The 18,328-nt window shown below is 71.8% G+C and carries 14 protein-coding genes; 9 read left to right on the top strand and 5 right to left on the bottom strand.

All coding sequences use genetic code 11. The features are described 5' to 3' along the window. Together B7P34_RS29845 and B7P34_RS29840 are read left to right on the top strand one after the other, a co-directional pair. A partial coding sequence (locus B7P34_RS29845; protein WP_189383167.1) for an SUKH-4 family immunity protein occupies window positions 1–1,140 on the top strand: 1,140 nt, incomplete at its 5' end. 207 nt (window positions 1,141–1,347) lie between these two features. After that, the gene (locus B7P34_RS29840; RefSeq protein ID WP_223268368.1) at window positions 1,348–2,238 is read left to right on the top strand and encodes a hypothetical protein; all 891 of its coding nucleotides are present in this window, start codon (window positions 1,348–1,350) and stop codon (window positions 2,236–2,238) included. Window positions 2,239–2,459: 221 nt separating this feature from the next. Here the strand turns inward: B7P34_RS29840 and B7P34_RS38960 are convergent, their stop codons facing one another. Continuing rightward, window positions 2,460–4,247, bottom strand: a complete 1,788-nt coding sequence (locus B7P34_RS38960) for a lytic murein transglycosylase (protein ID WP_223268367.1) — start codon at window positions 4,245–4,247, stop codon at window positions 2,460–2,462. A gap of 579 nt (window positions 4,248–4,826) precedes the next feature. Here B7P34_RS38960 and B7P34_RS29830 point away from each other — a divergent pair. Both B7P34_RS29830 and B7P34_RS29825 read left to right on the top strand, forming a co-directional pair. Then, a complete protein-coding gene (locus B7P34_RS29830; protein WP_106681306.1) occupies window positions 4,827–5,615 on the top strand; it encodes an ABC transporter ATP-binding protein in 789 nt (262 codons plus the stop codon). Beyond that, the gene (locus tag B7P34_RS29825) at window positions 5,612–8,185 is read left to right on the top strand and encodes an ABC transporter permease (RefSeq protein WP_106681305.1); all 2,574 of its coding nucleotides are present in this window, start codon (window positions 5,612–5,614) and stop codon (window positions 8,183–8,185) included. Before B7P34_RS29830 ends, B7P34_RS29825 begins: the two co-directional genes overlap by 4 nt. A gap of 117 nt (window positions 8,186–8,302) precedes the next feature. On the opposite strand, the gene B7P34_RS29820 is transcribed toward B7P34_RS29825, so the two are convergent. Then, window positions 8,303–8,506 (bottom strand): DUF397 domain-containing protein, encoded by a 204-nt coding sequence (locus B7P34_RS29820; protein ID WP_106681304.1) that lies wholly within the window; start codon window positions 8,504–8,506, stop codon window positions 8,303–8,305. Window positions 8,507–8,518: 12 nt separating this feature from the next. After that, complete coding sequence (locus tag B7P34_RS29815) at window positions 8,519–9,373, bottom strand: helix-turn-helix domain-containing protein (protein ID WP_106681303.1); 855 nt, start codon at window positions 9,371–9,373, stop codon at window positions 8,519–8,521. A 164-nt stretch (window positions 9,374–9,537) separates the two neighbouring features. Between B7P34_RS29815 and B7P34_RS29810 the strand changes: the two genes are divergently transcribed. The 4 genes from B7P34_RS29810 (at window position 9,538) to mfd (ending at window position 14,213) form a co-directional block, all read left to right on the top strand. Then, entirely contained in the window at window positions 9,538–9,885 is a 348-nt protein-coding gene (locus B7P34_RS29810; RefSeq protein WP_106681309.1) for a hypothetical protein, read from the top strand. 56 nt (window positions 9,886–9,941) lie between these two features. Then, a complete protein-coding gene (locus tag B7P34_RS29805) occupies window positions 9,942–10,268 on the top strand; it encodes a hypothetical protein (protein ID WP_223268366.1) in 327 nt (108 codons plus the stop codon). Then, window positions 10,261–10,524, top strand: a complete 264-nt coding sequence (locus tag B7P34_RS29800) for a hypothetical protein (protein ID WP_106681301.1) — start codon at window positions 10,261–10,263, stop codon at window positions 10,522–10,524. Before B7P34_RS29805 ends, B7P34_RS29800 begins: the two co-directional genes overlap by 8 nt. Window positions 10,525–10,679: 155 nt before the next feature. After that, the gene (gene mfd / locus B7P34_RS29795; RefSeq protein WP_106681300.1) at window positions 10,680–14,213 is read left to right on the top strand and encodes a transcription-repair coupling factor; all 3,534 of its coding nucleotides are present in this window, start codon (window positions 10,680–10,682) and stop codon (window positions 14,211–14,213) included. A 45-nt stretch (window positions 14,214–14,258) separates the two neighbouring features. Here mfd and B7P34_RS29790 read toward each other — a convergent pair whose 3' ends face one another. Beyond that, window positions 14,259–15,743, bottom strand: a complete 1,485-nt coding sequence (locus tag B7P34_RS29790) for a DUF2079 domain-containing protein (RefSeq protein ID WP_106681299.1) — start codon at window positions 15,741–15,743, stop codon at window positions 14,259–14,261. A gap of 160 nt (window positions 15,744–15,903) precedes the next feature. Continuing rightward, window positions 15,904–16,620, bottom strand: coding sequence for a hypothetical protein (locus B7P34_RS29785; RefSeq protein WP_106681298.1), 717 nt, complete (start codon window positions 16,618–16,620; stop codon window positions 15,904–15,906). Window positions 16,621–16,822: 202 nt separating this feature from the next. On the opposite strand from B7P34_RS29785, the gene B7P34_RS29780 reads away from it, so the two are divergent. Further along, on the top strand, window positions 16,823–18,328 hold a 1,506-nt coding region (locus B7P34_RS29780; protein ID WP_189383164.1), incomplete at its 3' end, for an HsdM family class I SAM-dependent methyltransferase.

Below are 18,328 nucleotides of genomic sequence, written 5' to 3'. Positions count from 1 at the left end.
ACCCCGCCGCCCGCGGGCCCCGGTGGCGTGCACCACGCCGCCACCATGCTCGCGAGCCCGGGCGCTCCCGGCATGCCCCCGGCCCCGCAGGGCCCGGCCGCGCCGCAGGCCCCCGCGGCCCCCGCGTACGGCTACCCCCAGCCTCCCGGCGGTCTGCCGACCGTCGGCCCGGGCTACATGGCCGTCCTGCGCTACCGCGCGCACGACGGTTCCGAGCAGCAGATCATCCGCCGCAGCGCGCCGGGCACGCCGCACCCGGAGTGGCAGGTCCTGCACGAGCTGATGGCGCTGAACGTGCCGCGCGAGCAGGTGCTGGAGCTCCACACGGAGCTGGAGTCCTGCGACGGTCCGGGCGGCTACTGCTCCCGCATGGTGCGCGACAACTGGCCGCAGGCGACGGTCAGTCACACGGCCGCGTACGGCCGCGACCACGCCACGCGCCAGCAGGGCGTCCGGCACCTGATTGAGCATCAGGGCGAGCTGCACCAGGTCGCGGACGGTCCGGCGCGCCCCGCGCCGAACCGGGTGCCGCTGCCGCACCCCGGCCAGGTGCAGCAGGCGCCGCCGGTCGGCCCGGACGTCATAGCCCGGGAGCTGGCCGAGTCGTTCGGCCCGCAGGGCGTGTTCCGGTTCGAGCAGCGCGCGGTGTCGCGCCAGGGCGTGCCGGACGTCGTCGCGCAGACGCTGGTGTGGGCCGGCGTGCCCGTGGACTGCGGGCCGTTCTTCTGGGGCCAGGCGCAGCCGGGCCGGCCGGTGCCGACGCTGGCGGAGCTGGCGGCGGAGCGGCGGGTGCAGGCGGCGCCGGACGCGGGTTCGTACCTCGTGATGGGCTCGGACTTCGGCAAGCAGCTCTGCGTGCAGTACGGGACGGCGCACATCGTGGCCGTGCCGCTGGAGGCGGGGCCGGGCGGTTCGTCCGTTCCGCCGCAGTTCGTCAACACGAGCCTGCCTCAGTTCGTTCGCTCTTTGGCGCTGCTCGGGAAGATGTGGCGGTGGCGCTACGGGTTGACGCCCGAGCAGGCGGGCCGCTGGACGGTGGATTTCCAGGAACAGCTGATGGCGCTGGACACGGCCGCCTTGTCCTCTCCGGAGAACTGGTGGTCGGTGCTCGTGGAGCAGATGTGGGACGGCCTGTTCTAGTGGTGCGGCCGGTGAGCTGAGGGCGCGGGGCGCCCGATCCGGGATGAGGGTCGGGCGCCCCGTGTCGTAGGTTGGCGCATCCTTGACAGAAGAAGCGGGCGGAGTGTCGCGTCATCGGCACTTCCCGTGGTCCAGGGATGATGTGCGCCAGACTGCGTCACATACCGGACATCCGGGATATAAGGGGCTTCAAGGATGAGTGCATCGGTGTCTCCCGACGGTTTCGCTGTCGTACGGGGCCGGGGTTACCGGCCCGAGCAGGTCGATCGCGTGCTCGCCGAGTTCGCGCGCCAGCGGGACGCGGCCTGGGAGCGGGTGGCGCGGCTGACCGTACTCGCGCGCGAGATGGAGGAGGAGGCGGCGCGGCTCGGGCAGGTGGTGACGCAGCTCCCCCCGCAGACGTACGAATCGCTCGGCCAGCGCGCGCAGGGCCTCCTCTTCACGGCCCAGGCCGAGGCCGCCGGGCTGCGGGAGCGGGCCGAGGCGGCCGCCGCCGAGATGATGGAGGCGGCCGAGGCGCACGGCCGCGCGGTCCGGGACGCGGCCCACCAGGCGGCCACGGCGGTGCGCGCCGAGGCCGAGGAATGGGCGCGGCAGGCGCTCGTCGCGGCCGAGTCCGTCGCCGACGACGTCATCGCCGTGGCGCGGCGCGACGCCAAGCAGCGGCGCGAGGACGCCGTCGCGGCGCTCGCGGAGATGCGCGAGCGGACGGCGGCGGCGCTCGCCGAGCAGGAGAAGGACCACGCGGAGCGGTGGGAGACGGCGGGGCGCGAGATCGCCGAGCGCGAGGCCGCGCTCGACACGCGCATCGCCGCGATGGAGGAGTACGCCCGCAACGCCCTCGCGGAGGCGCAGCGCCGCTACGCGGAGGCGGAGGAGGCCGCCCGGCACGGGCAGGAGGACGCGGAGGCGCAGGGCGCGGCGCTCATCGCGCAGGCGCGGGTCCGCGAGGAGCGGGTCGTGCGGGACATGGAGCGCAATCTCCGCGAGCACGAGGAGCGCCGCGAGGAGCTCCGCGCCCACATGGCCCACGTCCGCCACAGCCTGGCCGCCCTCACGGGCAAGCCGGTGGCGGAGGACCTGGGGGCGGGGGACTAGTCCCCCGCCCCGAACGACCGGTCAAGGGGCGGGGCTCCCTTGAGACGTCAAGGGGCCTCGCCCCTTGAATCCGCCGCCGCGGTGAGTCACCACGATGGTGGATTCCGGCGGTGCCGGGCACACCTGAGCCCGTAAGGCACCGCCGATCGCTGCCGCTGTCGGCGGGGTGAAGGGTGCGGCAGCACCCTTCAGCGGTGGCGGTGCCGAGCCCGCCGCCAGGGCTACGTCGCCGGCGTCGCCTTCGGCGACGGGAGCGTGGGCGTCGGGACCTTCACCGTCAGGTTGAACGTGTGGGCCTTGCCGTCCGCCGTCGTCACGGTCAGCACGTACTCGCCGGACTTCCCGTCCGTCAGCAGCGACGGGAGCACGAGGACGCCGTCCTTGTCCGTCGTGCCGGCCTCCAGCCACCACGTCCGCTTGCCGTCGGGACCCTTGAAGTAGGGGCCGATGGGCTTGTGGTCCTTGTCGTCGGTGGCGGGCTTGCCGTCGAGCTTGGTGACCTTGGCGGTGATGGCCGAACCGACGACGTCCTTGCCGCCCTTCGCCAGCACCTTGACCGTGAAGCGGTCGGCGAACGAGCCATTGATGTCGGCCTGCAGGCTCGGGTTGCCGACGACGTCAACCTGCTCGGCCGCCAGAACGGACACAGTGCCCGCGAACTCCACCGCCGCAAGGTTCCGCCCGACGACCGTCGCCGTCACCTTGACCTTGCCGATCTTGGGCCCGGCCACGACGCGCAGCGCCTCCGCCGTGCCGTCCTTGCCCGTGGTGACGGTCAGCTCCGTGGAGGCGTCCGTGAACGCGGCCCCGTCGTCGCTGCTCAGCGCGAACCGTACGCGCGCCCCCGCCATCGGCTTCCCGGACTGGTCCCTGACCAGGACCCGCGCCTTCTCCTTGAACGTCTCGCCGGCGCTCGTTTCCCAGGTCCTGTCGTCGCCGCCCCGCTCCAGGCGGTTCGCCTGAGGTGCGGGCGGGGTCGGCTTGCCGGGATCGGGCTTGTCGGGCCCGGGCTTGCCGGGCTCCGGCTTGCTCGGCGTCGTCCCCGTCGATCCGCCCGGCGACGGCTTCGAAGGCTGCGGCTTCCCCGAGGGCGTGTTGCCCGAAGGGGTGTTACCCGAAGGCGTGCTGCCCGAGCCCGACGGCACGTTCCGCGAAGGCGCGTTGCCGGACGGCGTGTTACCGGACGGAGTGTTGCCCGTCCCCACCCCCGTACGGTCCGGCAGCGAGGGCACGTTGCCCTGCTGGTACGCGCGCATCCACTCCGTGACGGCGTTCACGTACGACCGCGAGTTGTTGTAGCTGAGGATGGCCCGGTCGAGGTCCTCGGGCCGGTTCATGTCCTTGCCGCCCGCGCACAAGTACTTGGCGGTGGCGAGCGCGGCGTCGTAGATGTTGTTGGGGTTCTTCACCCCGTCGCCGTTGCCGTCGGCGCCGTACTGCGCCCACGTGGACGGCAGGAACTGGGTGGGGCCGACGGCCTTGTCGTAGACCGTGTCGCCGTCCCACAGGCCCTGGTCGGTGTCCTTGACGGTGGCGAAGCCGTTGCCGTCCAGCTGCGGGCCGAGGATCGGCTTGTCCGTCGTGCCGTCGGCGGTCATGCGCGCGCCGTTGTACGTGGCGTGCTGCGTCTCCACCTGGCCGATGCCGGCTATGAGCTCCCACGGCATGTGGCAGGCCGGCATGTCGGTCGCGGCGCGCTGCGCGGCCTTGCGGTAGGCGTCCAGGGCCGTCGCGGGTATGCCCGTGGTGGCGTCCTTGGCGTCCTCCTTGCCGGGGCCGGAGGCGCCGGGCAGGCCGGGGCGGCCCTTCGGTCTGAGGTCGGGCAGCGTGAGGTTGGGGGTGCCGTGCGGCATCCCCTGGGGGTTCTTCGGGTCCTTCGCGGGATCGTCCGCGTCCGCCGTGTTGTGCGGGGGGCTGATGCCCACCGCGGCGGTCAGGCTGGCCACGAGCAGGGCCGTGCACAGACCCTGCCGGGAGACACTGGCAGCGCGCGTAGGGAGTATCTTCACGATGCTGCTTCCTTCGGAGACCTGCGGCCTGTGCGAAGGGGTGCACGACGTCCCCCCTCGACCATGACACCGAACACTAATTCCCTGTGGCCCCAATTGTCTTGCCCGGTGGCCGCCTTCACGTATTATTCGCCCTTCGTTCCCCGGCAACTCCTTGCACTTTGCCCGGTTCCTTCCGTTTGTTCCTGTTGTTCGTGACGGCTCCGGCAGGGCGGCGCGGGAGATCGTTTCCCCCGGCACGCATCCCGGCGCGCAGCCTGCCCGGCAGGGGCGTGTTTGCGCCTGACGCAACGGCAGGATGCAGACTCGGGCCACGGCGAACCCCGAGACCGGCGGGCCCTCCGGCCGCACATCCCCTAAGGGTCCTTCCTGGCTTTCTCCTGCTCGCACCGGCCGCCCGGTTCGTACCGCAGGGGGAGGAGCGGGCGCGACCCGCTGCCTAGCCTTTTCGATGTCGGCCGGAGAGGCGTTGGTGGGGCTGGCCCCACCTCGGATACACGGACGAGCACCATCGCCCCGGCCCCCGCGTCCCGGGCAGGCTGTGGACCGCACCGCGAATGAGCACCTAGGAGACCCACCGTGACAACGGCTGTATCGATTCCCAAGACCGGGGGCAGTGGAGGGCATACGGCCGTCGCCGCGAGGGCCCGCCAGGTCGTCAAGGCCTACGGGGCCGGCGAGACCCGCGTGACCGCCCTCGACCACGTGGACGTGGACATCGCCCGCGGGCAGTTCACCGCCATCATGGGCCCCTCCGGCTCCGGCAAGTCGACCCTGATGCACTGCCTGGCCGGCCTGGACACCGTCACGTCCGGGGAGATCTTCATCGACGAGACCGAGATAACCGGCCTCAAGGACAAGAAGCTCACCCGGCTCCGCCGCGACCGCATCGGCTTCATCTTCCAGGCGTTCAACCTGCTCCCGACGCTCAACGCGATCGAGAACATCACGCTCCCCATGGACATCGCCGGCCGCAAGCCGGACAAGGCCTGGCTGGACCGCGTCGTGGAGACCGTAGGCCTGGCCGGCCGCCTCAAGCACCGGCCGAACCAGCTCTCCGGCGGCCAGCAGCAGCGCGTCGCCGTGGCCCGCGCCCTCGCCGCCCGCCCCGAGATCATCTTCGGTGACGAGCCGACCGGAAACCTCGACTCGCGCGCCGGCGCCGAGGTCCTCGGCTTCCTGCGCCGCTCCGTGGACGAGCTCGGCCAGACGATCGTCATGGTCACCCACGACCCCGTCGCCGCCTCGTACGCCGACCGCGTGCTCTACCTGGCCGACGGCCGGATCGTCGACGAGATGTACAGCCCGACCGCCGACGCGGTCCTGGAGCGGATGAAGAACTTCGACGCGCGTGGACGGGTGTCGTGACCGTCCTCAAGACCTCGATGCGCAACTTCCTCGCGCACAAGGGCCGCATGGCGCTCTCCGCCGTCGCGGTCCTGCTGTCGGTGGCGTTCGTCTGCGGCACGCTCGTCTTCACCGACACCATGAACGCCACGTTCGACAAGCTCTTCGCGAACACCGCCTCCGACGTCTCCGTCGGCCCCGAGAAGGACGACGACGCCCAGGTGACGGGCAAGCCGGAGACCCTGCCGGCCGCCCTCCGGGAGAAGCTCGCGAAGGTCGACGGGGTCGCCGGGGTGGAGCCGCACGCCACCAGCAAGCAGCTGACCGTCGTCAACGACAAGAACAAGAGCCTCAGCCCCACCTCCGGCGCCCCCACCGTGGGCACCAACTGGGGCGACAGCCAGAAGAAGTCCGTCGAGATCACCAGCGGCCACGAGCCGCACGGCCCGGCCGAGGCCGTCCTCGACGCCGACACCGCCGGCAAGCACGGTGTGAAGACGGGCGACAAGCTCCGCGTGATCGCCGCCCCGGGCGACTTCACCGTGAGCGTCGTCGGCATCGCCACGTTCAAGACCACCAACCCCGGCGCGGCCCTCCTCTACTTCGACACCCCGACCGCGCAGGCGAAGCTGCTCGGCAGCACCGGAGAGTTCAGCGGCTACGGCCTGACCGCCGCGTCCGGCGTCAGCGACGAGCAGCTCAAGCAGCGGGTCTCCGAGGCCCTCGGCTCCTCCGCCCGCGACTACGCGGTGCGCACCGCCGCCGAGACCAAGGAGGAGAACAAGAAGGACATCGGCTCCCTCCTCGACGTCATGAAGTACGCGCTGCTGGGCTTCGCCGGCATCGCCGTCCTCGTGGGCGTCTTCCTCATCGTCAACACCTTCTCCATGCTGGTCGCCCAGCGCACCCGGGAGATCGGCCTGATGCGGGCCATCGGCTCCGGCCGCGCGCAGATCCTCAAGTCGGTGCTGACCGAGGCGCTGCTGCTCGGCGTCGTGGGCTCGGTGCTGGGCATCGGCGGAGGCATCGGCCTCGCCGTGGGGCTGATGAAGGTCATGGGCTCCATGGGCATGAAGCTCGACATGGGCGAGCTCACGATCAAGGCCACGACGCCGGTCGTGGGTCTGGCCATCGGCGTGCTCGTCACCCTGCTGGCCTCCCTGGTGCCCGCCTTCAAGGCCACCCGGATCTCCCCGATGTCCGCCCTGCGCGACGCGGGCACCCCGGCGGACGGCAAGGCCGGCAAGGTGCGCGCGTCGATCGGTCTGGTGCTGACCGCCCTGGGCGGGCTGGCGCTGGCCGCCGCGGCGAAGGCCGACGACGCCGCGGCGGGCTCGGGCGTGCTCGCCATCGGCGTGCTGCTCTCCCTCATCGGCTTCATCGTCGTCGGACCCCTGCTGGCCGGCTTCGTCGTCCGTGCCATCAGCGTCGTCGTCCTGCGCGTCTTCGGGCCCGTCGGCCGCCTCGCCGAGCGGAACGCGCTGCGCAACCCGCGGCGCACGGGCGCCACCGCCTCCGCCCTGATGATCGGCCTCGCGCTGGTCGCCGCCCTGTCGGTGGTCGGTTCCTCGATGGTCGCCTCGGCCACGGACCAGCTCGACAAGTCGGTGGGCGCGGACTTCATCGTCCAGTCCGAGAACCAGCAGCCGCTGAGCCCGGCCGTGGTCAAGGCCGTCACGTCCGCCGGTCACGTCGAGCACGTCAGCGAGTACGCGGTGGTGAGCGCGAAGATCACCACGCCGGACGGCAGGACCGTCACCCAGCGGCTCTCCGCAGCCAGCCCCACCTACGCGGACGACGTGCGCGCGGAGACGGTCAAGGGCAACCTCAAGGACGCCTACGGCAAGGACGCCATGTCCGTGCCGGAGGGCTTCGCCAAGGACCACGGCATCAAGCCGGGCGACCGGCTGAAGGTCGCCATGACCGGCGGCCGCCCGGCCGAGCTCACGGTCAAGGCCGTCACCTCGGACGACACCAGCATCGACCAGGGCGCGGTGTACACGAACATCGCCACCGCGCGGACCTACCTCCCCGCGGACAAGATGCCGCTGGACTTCATGCTGCTCGCCAAGGCCGCCGACGGGCGGACGAAGGAGGCCGCGGCCGCCCTCAAGGCGTCCGTCGAGCAGTACCCGCAGGTCAAGGTCCGCGACCAGTCCGACTACAAGAAGCTCATCCAGGACCAGGTCGGCCAGCTGCTCAACATCATCTACGGCCTGCTGGCCCTGGCGATCATCGTCGCGATCCTGGGCGTCGTGAACACCCTGGCCCTGTCGGTCGTCGAGCGCACCCGGGAGATCGGCCTGATGCGGGCGATCGGCCTCTCGCGCCGCCAGATGCGCCGCATGATCCGCCTGGAGTCGGTCGTCATCGCCCTCTTCGGCGCCCTGCTCGGCCTCGGCCTCGGCATGGCCTGGGGCACCACGGCCCAGAAGCTCCTGGCCCTCCAGGGCCTCGGCGTCCTGGACATCCCCTGGCCGACGATCACCGCGGTCTTCCTCGGCTCCGCGGTGGTGGGCCTGCTCGCCGCGCTCGTCCCGGCGTTCCGGGCGGGCCGGATGAACGTCCTCAACGCCATCGCCACGGACTGACAGACCACTGCCCCTACGAGGGGGCCGGCACACGGGGCTCCGCCCCGCCCCGGCCCCCGAAAGAGGCCCGGCCCGGACGCGCCACGGGGGTGCGTGTCCGGGCCGGGCCTTTTGTGCTCACCGTTCGGCGCGGGGAGCCAGTCGGTCGTCCTTGATGGCGCGGATGAGAGTGTCGAGCGCGGCGGGGGGCGCGGTGAGTATGAGGTCGGGGGCGTCGCTCTCCCGGAGCCGTATGGTTCCGGCGGCGGTCCCTGGGGCGACGTAGAGGCAGTTGGCGGCGGTTCCGCTGTAGGACGACTTCTGCCACACGTATTCGGACACGTTTATTCCTCGTCAGATGCTCTTGGCGATGCGGTGGATTACATCGCGGGACGCGGCCGGAGTGAGCGCGCTCTCCTCCAGCCGGTCCAGTACGGCTCGGTACCTGATCAGCTGCGGCTGGGCGTCCACGAACTCGGACCGGGTGTCCGTGTCCACCTGCACGGTGTCCAACTGCCGGACCTGGGAGTCGAAGTAGATGATTGCCGCTCCGGAACTCGGGTAACTCCCGGTCCCGAAAGGGATCACCTGCACGGTGATGTGTTCACGCTCGCCCATCGCGAGGAGATGCACCAGTTGTGCGCGGGCCACTTCCGGGCCGCCGAATCCCATCCGCAGTGCCGCCTCGTGAATGATCGCCGTGAGAGCCTTCGGCTGATCGCCGTAGATGACCGCCTGCCGCTTGATCCGGAAAGAGATCAGGTGCTCGATCACGGGTGGGTCGTAGGCCGGCACTACGTCCTTGAAGAGGGCTCGGGCGTGCTCGGTGGTCTGCAGCAGTCCCGGGAGATGGACCGCGGAGGCGACGCGCATGGACCGCGCATGGTGTTCAAGCTCAGCGAGATCCAGTGCGTCTCCCGTGAGGATCTGCCGGTACTCCTCCCACCAGCCGCGCGTCCGGCCGCCGGTCATGCGGGTCAGCGCGTCGATCACGGATTGATCGGTGCAGCCGTAGAGCCGCGCAAGGGTCCGCACCCGCTCGGCGCTGATGGGGTAGCCGCCGGATTCGATGTTGCTGATCCGGGACTGGGTGGCCCCGTGGAGCCGGCCTGCTTCGGTGGCGGACAGTTCCGCGTGCTCTCGCAGGCGACGCAGCTCGGCCCCCAGACGCCGCTGCCGGATGGTTGGCGGGAGCTTGCTTGGGGGCATGGCCGTCCTCTCCGTATTCGCACAAAGTACTGAGTCTTCGTCCTATCGGATGCGGGAAGTATGGGTAGTTGCCTTGAGGTGGACTGGATACCACCCCTGCTTCTACGGTGTGAGTCGGGCCATTGGCCTGACTCCCCCAACCCCTCCTCCGGCAGGAGATGTTCATGGGCACCGTATCCCCGCAGGGTTCTGCCTCCGAGCCGCTCGAATGCGGCTTCGATCTGGACGAAGAGATCCGCGCCCTCGTCCTCGACTCCGCGCCCCGGATGTTCGCGGTCGTCCAGGAGACCGACCTGGCGGAAGGCGTCACGGACGCGGAGGTCGTCGCCTGGGGCATCGTCCACGAGGACGGCCCCGTAGACGTGATCGGCGCCAACGGCCACACCGCACGGCTCCGCTCGCCCGAGCGGGCCCTGTGGTGGTACGGCGATAAGAAGGGCGAGCGAGCCCGCCTCGTATGGCTCGGCCCTGCCGGGGCGGCCGCGCTCGACCACCCGGTTGCCGTACGGTGATCGGGGCACCCTTGGGAGGACTCATGACCACGCAGCCGGTTCACGACGGTGGGGCGTTGATCCCCAGACCTGAGAAGACGTTCCCCGCACTCCGGGCCGCCCTCGCGCAGGTCGCGCCGTCCCGGCTGCCGGAGATGACGACCGAGCGGGACACGGTCTTCACGATGGCCACCCAGGCCAACAGTTTCGGGCCGATCGCCATGTTCCAGCTCAAGTGGGCCACCGTGATCGAGGTCGAGCGGTTCCCCGAGGTCGCCCGGCGGCTGCACGCGGCGGAGCATGCCGCGCAGACCCTCGGCAGGGATGATCCGGCGTGGCGGTCCGCGATGGACGAGATCCGGCAGATCATGGACACGGCCAGGGCGAAGGTCGCCGATGGGTGACTGGGACTGGAAGTACGACCCCGACGCCCGGCACGTCATCGGCGAGACGCCGAACCTCGCCTTCGTCGCGCAGGTGGAAGAGCGCGCCGACGAGCTGGTCCGGGCCGCAGCGGCCCTCTATCCGGACGGCGCCTCCTACCAGGGCCGATCGCCGGGCGTGCAGGACGAAGTTCTTCCCGGCGGGATGTTCCAGTACCTGACCGTCGTGCGACAGCAGTGCCTGTACATCGTCCAGGTCACCGCCTGGCCTCTCTGACCGGGCCGATCAAGGGCGCCCCGGAGCCCTGGAACGGTCGGACCGCGATTGTCGGCGCAGCGTCGTAGGCTGGGGCTCACCCGGCCCGTAACACGTGTCGGGCCGTTCGCGTTGTCACCCTTTGACCCTTGCCATCCCGGGACGGAAAAGCCTTCATGAGCCTGCACGGTCTGCTCGACGCCGTCGTCAATGATCCGGCGCTCGCCGAAGCGGTGAAGGCCGCGGCCGACGGCAACCGCCCGCACGTCGACCTCGTCGGCCCGCCCGCCGCCCGGCCCTTCGCCGTCGCCGCCCTCGCCCGCGACGCGGGGCGCCCGGTGCTGGCCGTCACGGCCACCGGCCGCGAGGCCGAGGACCTGGCGGCGGCGCTGCGCTCGCTGCTGCCGCCGGACGGCGTGGTGGAGTTCCCGGCCTGGGAGACGCTGCCGCACGAGCGCCTCTCGCCGCGTTCGGACACCGTCGGCCGCCGGCTGGCGGTGCTGCGCCGGCTCGCGCACCCCAGCAAGGACGATCCGGCGGCGGGGCCGGTCAGCGTGGTCGTCGCGCCGGTCCGGTCGGTGCTGCAGCCGCAGGTGAAGGGGCTCGGCGACCTGGAGCCGGTCAGCCTGCGCAGCGGGCAGAGCGCCGACCTGGAAGAGATCGTGGACGCGTTGGCTGCCGCCGCGTACGCCCGTGTCGAACTGGTGGAGAAGCGCGGTGAGTTCGCCGTCCGCGGCGGCATCCTCGACGTCTTCCCGCCGACCGAGGAGCACCCGCTCCGGATCGAGTTCTGGGGCGACGAGGTCGAGGAGATCCGTTACTTCAAGGTCGCCGACCAGCGCTCGCTGGAGGTCGCCGAGCACGGCCTGTGGGCGCCGCCCTGCCGCGAGCTGCTGCTGACGGAGGACGTGCGGGCCCGGGCGGCGGAGCTCGCGGAGGAGCATCCGGAGCTCGGCGAGCTCCTCTCCAAGATCGCCGAGGGCATCGCGGTGGAGGGCATGGAGTCCCTCGCCCCGGTCCTGGTGGACGAGATGGAGCTGCTGCTGGACGTGCTGCCGGCGGGCGCGATGACGGTCGTGTGCGACCCGGAGCGGGTACGGACCCGAGCCGCGGACCTCGTGGCCACGAGCCAGGAGTTCCTGCAGGCGTCGTGGGCGGCCACGGCCGGCGGCGGCGAGGCCCCCATCGACGTGAACGCGGCCTCCCTGTGGGGCATCGCGGACGTCCGCGACCGCGCCCGCGAGCTGGGCCAGATGTGGTGGTCGGTGAGCCCGTTCGCCGCCGGCGAGGACCTGGACGGCGACACGCTCAAGCTGGGCATGCACGCCCCGGAGACGTACCGCGGCGACACCGCCCGCGCGCTCGCCGACACCAAGGGCTGGCTGGCCGAGGGCTGGCGCACGGTCTTCGTCACGGAGGGCCACGGCCCCGCGGCCCGTACGGTCGAGGTCCTCGGCGGCGAGGGCATCGCCGCCCGTCTGGACGCGGACGTCGACGGCCTGTCGCCGTCCGTCGTCCACGTCTCCTGCGGCAGCCTCGACAACGGCTTCGTGCACCCGGGCCTGAAGGTCGCCGTCCTGACGGAGACGGACCTGTCCGGGCAGAAATCCGTCAGCAAGGACATGGGCCGGATGCCGGCCCGCCGCCGCAAGACCATCGACCCGCTGACGCTGCAGGCCGGCGACTACATCGTCCACGAGCAGCACGGCGTGGGCCGCTACATCGAGATGGTGCAGCGCACCGTCCAGGGCGCCACCCGCGAGTACCTGCTCGTGGAGTACGCGCCCGCCAAGCGCGGCCAGCCCGGCGACCGCCTCTACATCCCGACCGACCAGCTGGAGCAGGTCACCAAGTACGTCGGCGGCGAGGCCCCCACCCTGCACCGCCTCGGCGGCGCCGACTGGACGAAGACGAAGGCGCGCGCCAAGAAGGCGGTCAAGGAGATCGCCGCCGACCTGATCAAGCTGTACTCGGCGCGCATGGCGGCCCCCGGCCACACTTTCGGCCCGGACACCCCCTGGCAGCGGGAGCTGGAGGACGCCTTCCCGTACGCGGAGACGCCCGACCAGCTCACGACCATCGCCGAGGTCAAGGAGGACATGGAGAAGTCGGTCCCCATGGACCGCCTGATCTGCGGCGACGTCGGCTACGGCAAGACGGAGATCGCGGTCCGCGCCGCCTTCAAGGCCGTGCAGGACGGCAAGCAGGTGGCGGTGCTCGTGCCGACCACGCTGCTGGTGCAGCAGCACTTCGGCACGTTCTCCGAGCGGTACGCGCAGTTCCCGGTGGTCACCAAGGCCCTGTCCCGCTTCCAGACGGACGCCGAGGCCAAGGCCGTGCTGGAGGGCCTGCGCGACGGCTCGGTCGACATCGTCATCGGCACGCACCGGCTGTTCTCGTCCGAGACGAAGTTCAAGGACCTGGGCCTCGTCATCGTCGACGAGGAGCAGCGCTTCGGCGTCGAGCACAAGGAGCAGCTGAAGAAGCTGCGGGCCAACGTCGACGTCCTGACGATGTCCGCCACCCCGATCCCGCGCACCCTGGAGATGGCGGTCACCGGCATCCGCGAGATGTCGACCATCACCACCCCGCCGGAGGAGCGCCACCCGGTGCTCACCTTCGTGGGCCCGTACGACCAGAAGCAGATCGGCGCCGCGATCCGCCGCGAGCTGCTGCGCGAGGGCCAGGTCTTCTACATCCACAACCGGGTGGAGTCCATCGACCGGGCGGCCGCGCGGCTGCGCGAGATCGTGCCGGAGGCGCGGATCCAGACCGCGCACGGGCAGATGGGCGAGAGCCGGCTGGAGCAGGTCGTCGTCGACTTCTGGGAGAAGAAGTTCGACGTGCTGGTGTCGACCACGATCGTCGAGTCCGGCATCGACATCTCCAACGCCAACACGCTGATCGTGGAGCGGGGCGACAACTTCGGCCTGTCGCAGCTGCACCAGCTGCGCGGCCGCGTCGGCCGCAGCCGCGAGCGCGGCTACGCCTACTTCCTCTACCCGCCGGAGAAGCCGCTGACCGAGACCGCCCACGAGCGGCTCGCCACCATCGCCCAGCACACGGAGATGGGTGCCGGCATGTACGTGGCCATGAAGGACCTGGAGATCCGCGGCGCGGGCAACCTCCTCGGCGGCGAGCAGTCCGGCCACATCGCGGGCGTCGGCTTCGACCTCTACATCCGCATGGTCGGCGAGGCCGTGGCGGACTACCGGGCGTCGGTCGAGGGCGGTGAGGAGCAGCCCGAGGCACCCCTCGAAGTCAAGATCGAACTGCCGGTGGACGCGCACGTCCCGCACGACTACGCCCCCGGCGAGCGCCTCCGCCTGCAGGCCTACCGCGCGATCGCCTCCGCGAACAGCGAGGAGGACATCCGCGCCGTCCGCGAGGAGCTCACCGACCGCTACGGCAAGCTGCCGGAGCCCGTGGAGAACCTGCTGCTCGTCGCGGGCCTGCGCATGCTGGCCCGGGCCTGCGGCGTCTCCGACATCACCCTCCAGGGCTCCAACATCCGCTTCGGCCCCGTGGAACTGCGTGAGTCCCAGGAGCTGCGCCTCAAGCGGCTCTACCCGCGCACGGTCATGAAGCCGGCCACGAAGCAGATCCTGGTGCCCCGCCCGGCCACCCGCCCCATCGGCGGCAAGCCCCTGGTCGGCCGGGAACTGCTGGCGTGGACGGGTGAGTTCCTCACCACGATCCTGGGGTCGTAGCAGGGCCGGCCGGAGACGAGACAAAGACGGTGCCGGAGGCGGGGGTCAGGAGGCCTCCGCCTCCGCCTTCTTCAGCACCGCGTAACCCCCCTCGCCCCCGAGGAAGACGTACCGCACCCCCGGGTGCATCCGCTCTCCGTCCGCGATGACGTCCTGCTGGCTCTTTCCGTCGCCGAGGCGCATGGCTATGTAGTCGGGGGCGATGCCGCGGGTGTCGCCGATCCAGAAGACCCGGCACCGGCCGGCGAGGCGGCTTATCGGGGCTATGTCGGACTCGACGGTCGCCCCGTCGGGGATGCGGTCGAGGAGCCGTTCGGTCGCGTGGACGTTCTCCGGGACGCTGTACGTGTCGGGCTCGGTCAGGGAGTAGAGGGGGAGGGACGCGGTCAGGGCCAGGGACGCGGCGAGGACCGCGCCGGGCAGGTGGTGCGCGTAGGAGCGCAGGAGCGGGCGGCGGCTGTCGCGGCTCCGGGCCAGGGCGTCGGTGAGCGCGATGAGGACGACGGGCATCAGGACGGCGTTGTAGTGCCAGTCCGTGCTCCAGTAGTGGTCGTCGTGGGAGGCGAACCGCCAGGCCAGGGTCGGTACGGCGGCGATCAGGACGGGGGACCGCAGGGCCAGCAGGCCGGTGGTGGGCAGCAGGATCCACAGCAGGGTGCGTATCGCGGTGTCGGCGGGGATCGTCGCAGGGGCTCCGTCGGCTCCGCCGCCGTCGAGCTTGTTCCAGTAGTCGTAGGCGCCGCTGGTGTTGAAGCCGGGGATGATCAGGCCGAAGGTGATCGCGGCCGCTGCCAGGCCGAAGGCCACCAGGCCGGTGGCCAGCGGGGCCGCGCCCCGGGGGACGCCCTCGCCGCGGGACTTCGCGCCGCGCAGCCGGATCAGGATGATCACGCCGATCGCGGCCGCCGTGATGCCGAGGTCCTCCTTGACCAGGACGAGGGGCACGGCCCACCAGACCGCGGCCCGCCAGCGCCCGCGCACCACCGCTTCGAGGGAGAAGGCGAGCAGCGGCATCGCGAAGGCGATCTCGTGGAAGTCGAAGTCGACCGCGCGCTGGACGCCCCACGACAGGCCGTAGGCGATGCCGATGGCCAGTCCGCGCTTGCGGCCGAGGAGCCCGGCGGCGAGCCGGGCGACCGGTATCGCGGACAGGGCGAAGAGCGCGGCCTGGGCGACGAGCAGGGTGACCGGGGTGGGGAAGAGCCGGTAGAGGGGGGCGAGGAGGGCGGTGACCGGGCTGAAGTGGTCGCCGAGGATGTTGGTGCCCGGGCCCTTGAGGTCGGCTATGGGCGCCTGGAGGTGGGCGTAGCCGCGGATGGCCTGCTCGAAGATGCCCAGGTCCCAGGACATGGTGAGCATGCGGCGGTGCCGGCACAGGGACAGCGCTGTGTAGAGGACGAAGAGGGCGCCCGCGAGCCAGTACGGATCCCAGCGCGGGGCGCGCAGGGCCGTGGCGCGGGGCCGGGCGCCGGGGGCCGTCTCGGCCGCGGGCCCGCCCGGTGCCGGAACGGTGGCGGCGGCCGAGTCCATGGGGGAGTCCTTTGGTCCGGGAACGGTGGGGTTGCTACGGGATGACTGTCGGAAAAGATACGCGGAGCCTCGCCGGCGCCCGGCCCCCTTTCCGAGAGACGAGCGGTCCCCTGGAGCGGTTCGGCTGGAATGTGTCGTTCTTCTCTCAGAGGCCCGGCGTTCAGCCCGTCTTCTTCCAGTCCGAGCAGCCGTTGGTCTTGAAGTAGGCGTCGCCGGGGGCGATGGTCACGATGGCGTTGCCCGTCACGTTCTCGTTGGCGAGGATCGAGTCGGCGCTCTCGTGCAGGGCGTCCTTGGCGCGCTCCCAGTAGCAGCCGTCCTTCTTGTTGCCGGCCGACTTGTAGGTGCCGGGGGCTATGTCGGCCCCCACCTTGTACATGCCGTTGCCGGGCATCTCGGTCTTGGGGCTCCCGGACGCCTGGCCTTCGGCCACGCGCTCCCAGCTCTTGCAGCCCTGTGTCTTGAAGATCTTGTCCTCGGCCTTGACCGTCACGTACGAGGCGCCGATCACGTTGTCGTTGGCGAGGATCGCGTCGGGGTCGCCGCTGGAGTCCTTGGCGCGCTCCCAGTAGCACCCGAGCTTGTTGCCGAGCGAGCGGTAGGTGCCGGGCTCGACGTCCGAACCCACCTGGTAGGTGCCGTTCCCCTTCAGGGCGCCCTTCGCGGCCTTCTCCTTTCCTCCGCCGTCCTCCTGCCCCGTCCCCTTCTTCTCCTTCTTCTCCGTCGAGCCCGCGGCGGAGGTCTTGCCGTCGTCGCCGTCACCGCCGCCGCTCATGCCGGCGCCGATGCCCACGACCACGACGAGGGCGCCGGCGGCCGTGAGGAGCTTGTGCCGCGCGAACCAGTTCCGCTGCTTGGCGTGGGAGTGCTGAGACATGACTGACACCTTTCGGCAGGGAAATCTTCTCGAACCGACGAGTCAATGACAGCAGACCCTGTGAACCGAGTCAACCACGTTCACGCGATGGGGTGGGTTCACGGCTGTGAAGGGGTGTGCCGGGGTCCCGCGGGTATGCTCGGACCACAGCGACGATGCGGGCTGCTCCGCGAGGGCGGGGGCGGGCCGGAGAGGGGAAGCCATGCCGGAGAGCGAGAGCGCGGCGGAGGTGACCGCGGCCGGGATCGCCCGGCTGGCCGGAGTGGGCCGCGCGGCCGTCAGCAACTGGCGCAGGCGCCACCCCGATTTCCCGCAGCCCACGGGCGGCAGCGAGACCAGCCCCACGTTCGCCCTCGGCGACGTCGAGCAGTGGCTGCGCCACCAGGGCAAGCTCGCCGAGGTCCCGCTGCGCGAGCGGGTCTGGCAGCAGGTCGCCGGCCACCCCGCCGGGGCCGTCACCGCCCTGCGCTACGCGGGCTCCGTCCTCCTCCTCGTCCGCGACCGGCCCGCCGCCTGGCTGGAGCTGGCCGCCCTCGGCGACCTCAAGCTCTCCGAGCAGCTGCCCACGGCCCTGGAGTCCGCGCTCGCCGCCCGCCTGGGCGAGCACCACCCCGTCGGCATCCCCACCACCGCCGAGCTGGCCGTCTCCTCCGCCCTGCTGCGCGGTGCCGCCGAGCTCGCCTCCGGGCGCGGCGCCGCCCACGTCTACGAATTCCTCCTGGGCCGCCACTTCGAGGCCAACCCCCGGCAGTACACCCTCACCCCGCCCGGCCCCGCCGAGCTCATGGCCGCCCTCGGCGAGGGAAGCCCCGCCGACCGCCACCGGCCGCGCACCGTCCTCGACCCGGCCTGCGGCACCGGCGGCCTCCTCCACGCCGCCGCGGCCGGCGGCGGCACCCCCGCGCCGGCGGTCCTCGGGCAGGAGTCCGACCCCGACCTCGCGGCGCTCACCGCCCTGCGCCTCGCCCTGCACAGCGACGCCCGGGTCCGCGTGCACGCGGGCGACAGCCTCCGCGCCGACGCCTTCCCGGACACCGCCGCCGACACGGTCCTGTGCCACCCCCCGTTCAACGAACGCAACTGGGGCCATGAGGAGCTCGCCTACGACCCGCGCTGGGAGTACGGCTTCCCCGCCCGCACCGAGTCCGAGCTCGCCTGGGTCCAGCACGCCCTCGCCCGGCTGCGTGACGGCGGCACCGCCGTCCTGCTGATGCCGCCCGCCGCGGCCTCCCGCCGCTCCGGCCGCCGCATCCGCGCCGACCTCCTGCGCCGCGGCGCCCTGCGCGCCGTGATCGCCCTGCCCACGGGCGCCGCCCCGCCGTACAACATCCCGCTGCACGTGTGGGTGCTGCGCCGGCCCGGCGCCCAGGCCTCGCCCGCCCCGCACGTCCTCCTGGCCGAGACCGGCGACCTCGCCCCGGCCGGCCGGGACAAGCTGCCCTGGCAGACCGTGCGCACCGAGGTCCTCGGCGCCTGGGAGGACTTCGAGCGGCACGGCACCGTCGAGGAGCAGCCCGGCCGGTGCCGCTCCCTCCCCGTCATCGACCTGCTCGACGACGACGTCGACCTCGCCCCCGCCCGCCATCTGCCGCCGCCCGCCGCCGGCAGCGGCGCGGCCGGGCTCGCCGACGTCCACGACCGGCTCCGGTCCGCCCTGCGGCGCACCGGCGAGCTCACCCCCGCCCCGCCCGCCGGGCCCGGGGATCCC

The organism is Streptosporangium nondiastaticum (assembly GCF_003011965.1).
Classification (GTDB): domain Bacteria; phylum Actinomycetota; class Actinomycetes; order Streptomycetales; family Streptomycetaceae; genus Streptomyces; species Streptomyces nondiastaticus.
Note: the sequence above shows the minus strand (reverse complement) of the source record. Positions and strands in the feature narration are given on the sequence as shown.

Bases quoted from the DNA above. Each gene is read 5' to 3' on its own strand.
- B7P34_RS29815 (WP_106681303.1), bottom strand. From the start codon at position 9,373: ATGCCCCCAAGCAAGCTCCCGCCAACCATCCGGCAGCGGCGTCTGGGG.
- B7P34_RS29790 (WP_106681299.1), bottom strand. From the start codon at position 15,743: ATGGACTCGGCCGCCGCCACCGTTCCGGCACCGGGCGGGCCCGCGGCC.
- B7P34_RS29800 (WP_106681301.1), top strand. From the start codon at position 10,261: ATGGGTGACTGGGACTGGAAGTACGACCCCGACGCCCGGCACGTCATC.
- B7P34_RS29785 (WP_106681298.1), bottom strand. From the start codon at position 16,620: ATGTCTCAGCACTCCCACGCCAAGCAGCGGAACTGGTTCGCGCGGCAC.
- B7P34_RS29810 (WP_106681309.1), top strand. From the start codon at position 9,538: ATGGGCACCGTATCCCCGCAGGGTTCTGCCTCCGAGCCGCTCGAATGC.
- mfd (WP_106681300.1), top strand. From the start codon at position 10,680: ATGAGCCTGCACGGTCTGCTCGACGCCGTCGTCAATGATCCGGCGCTC.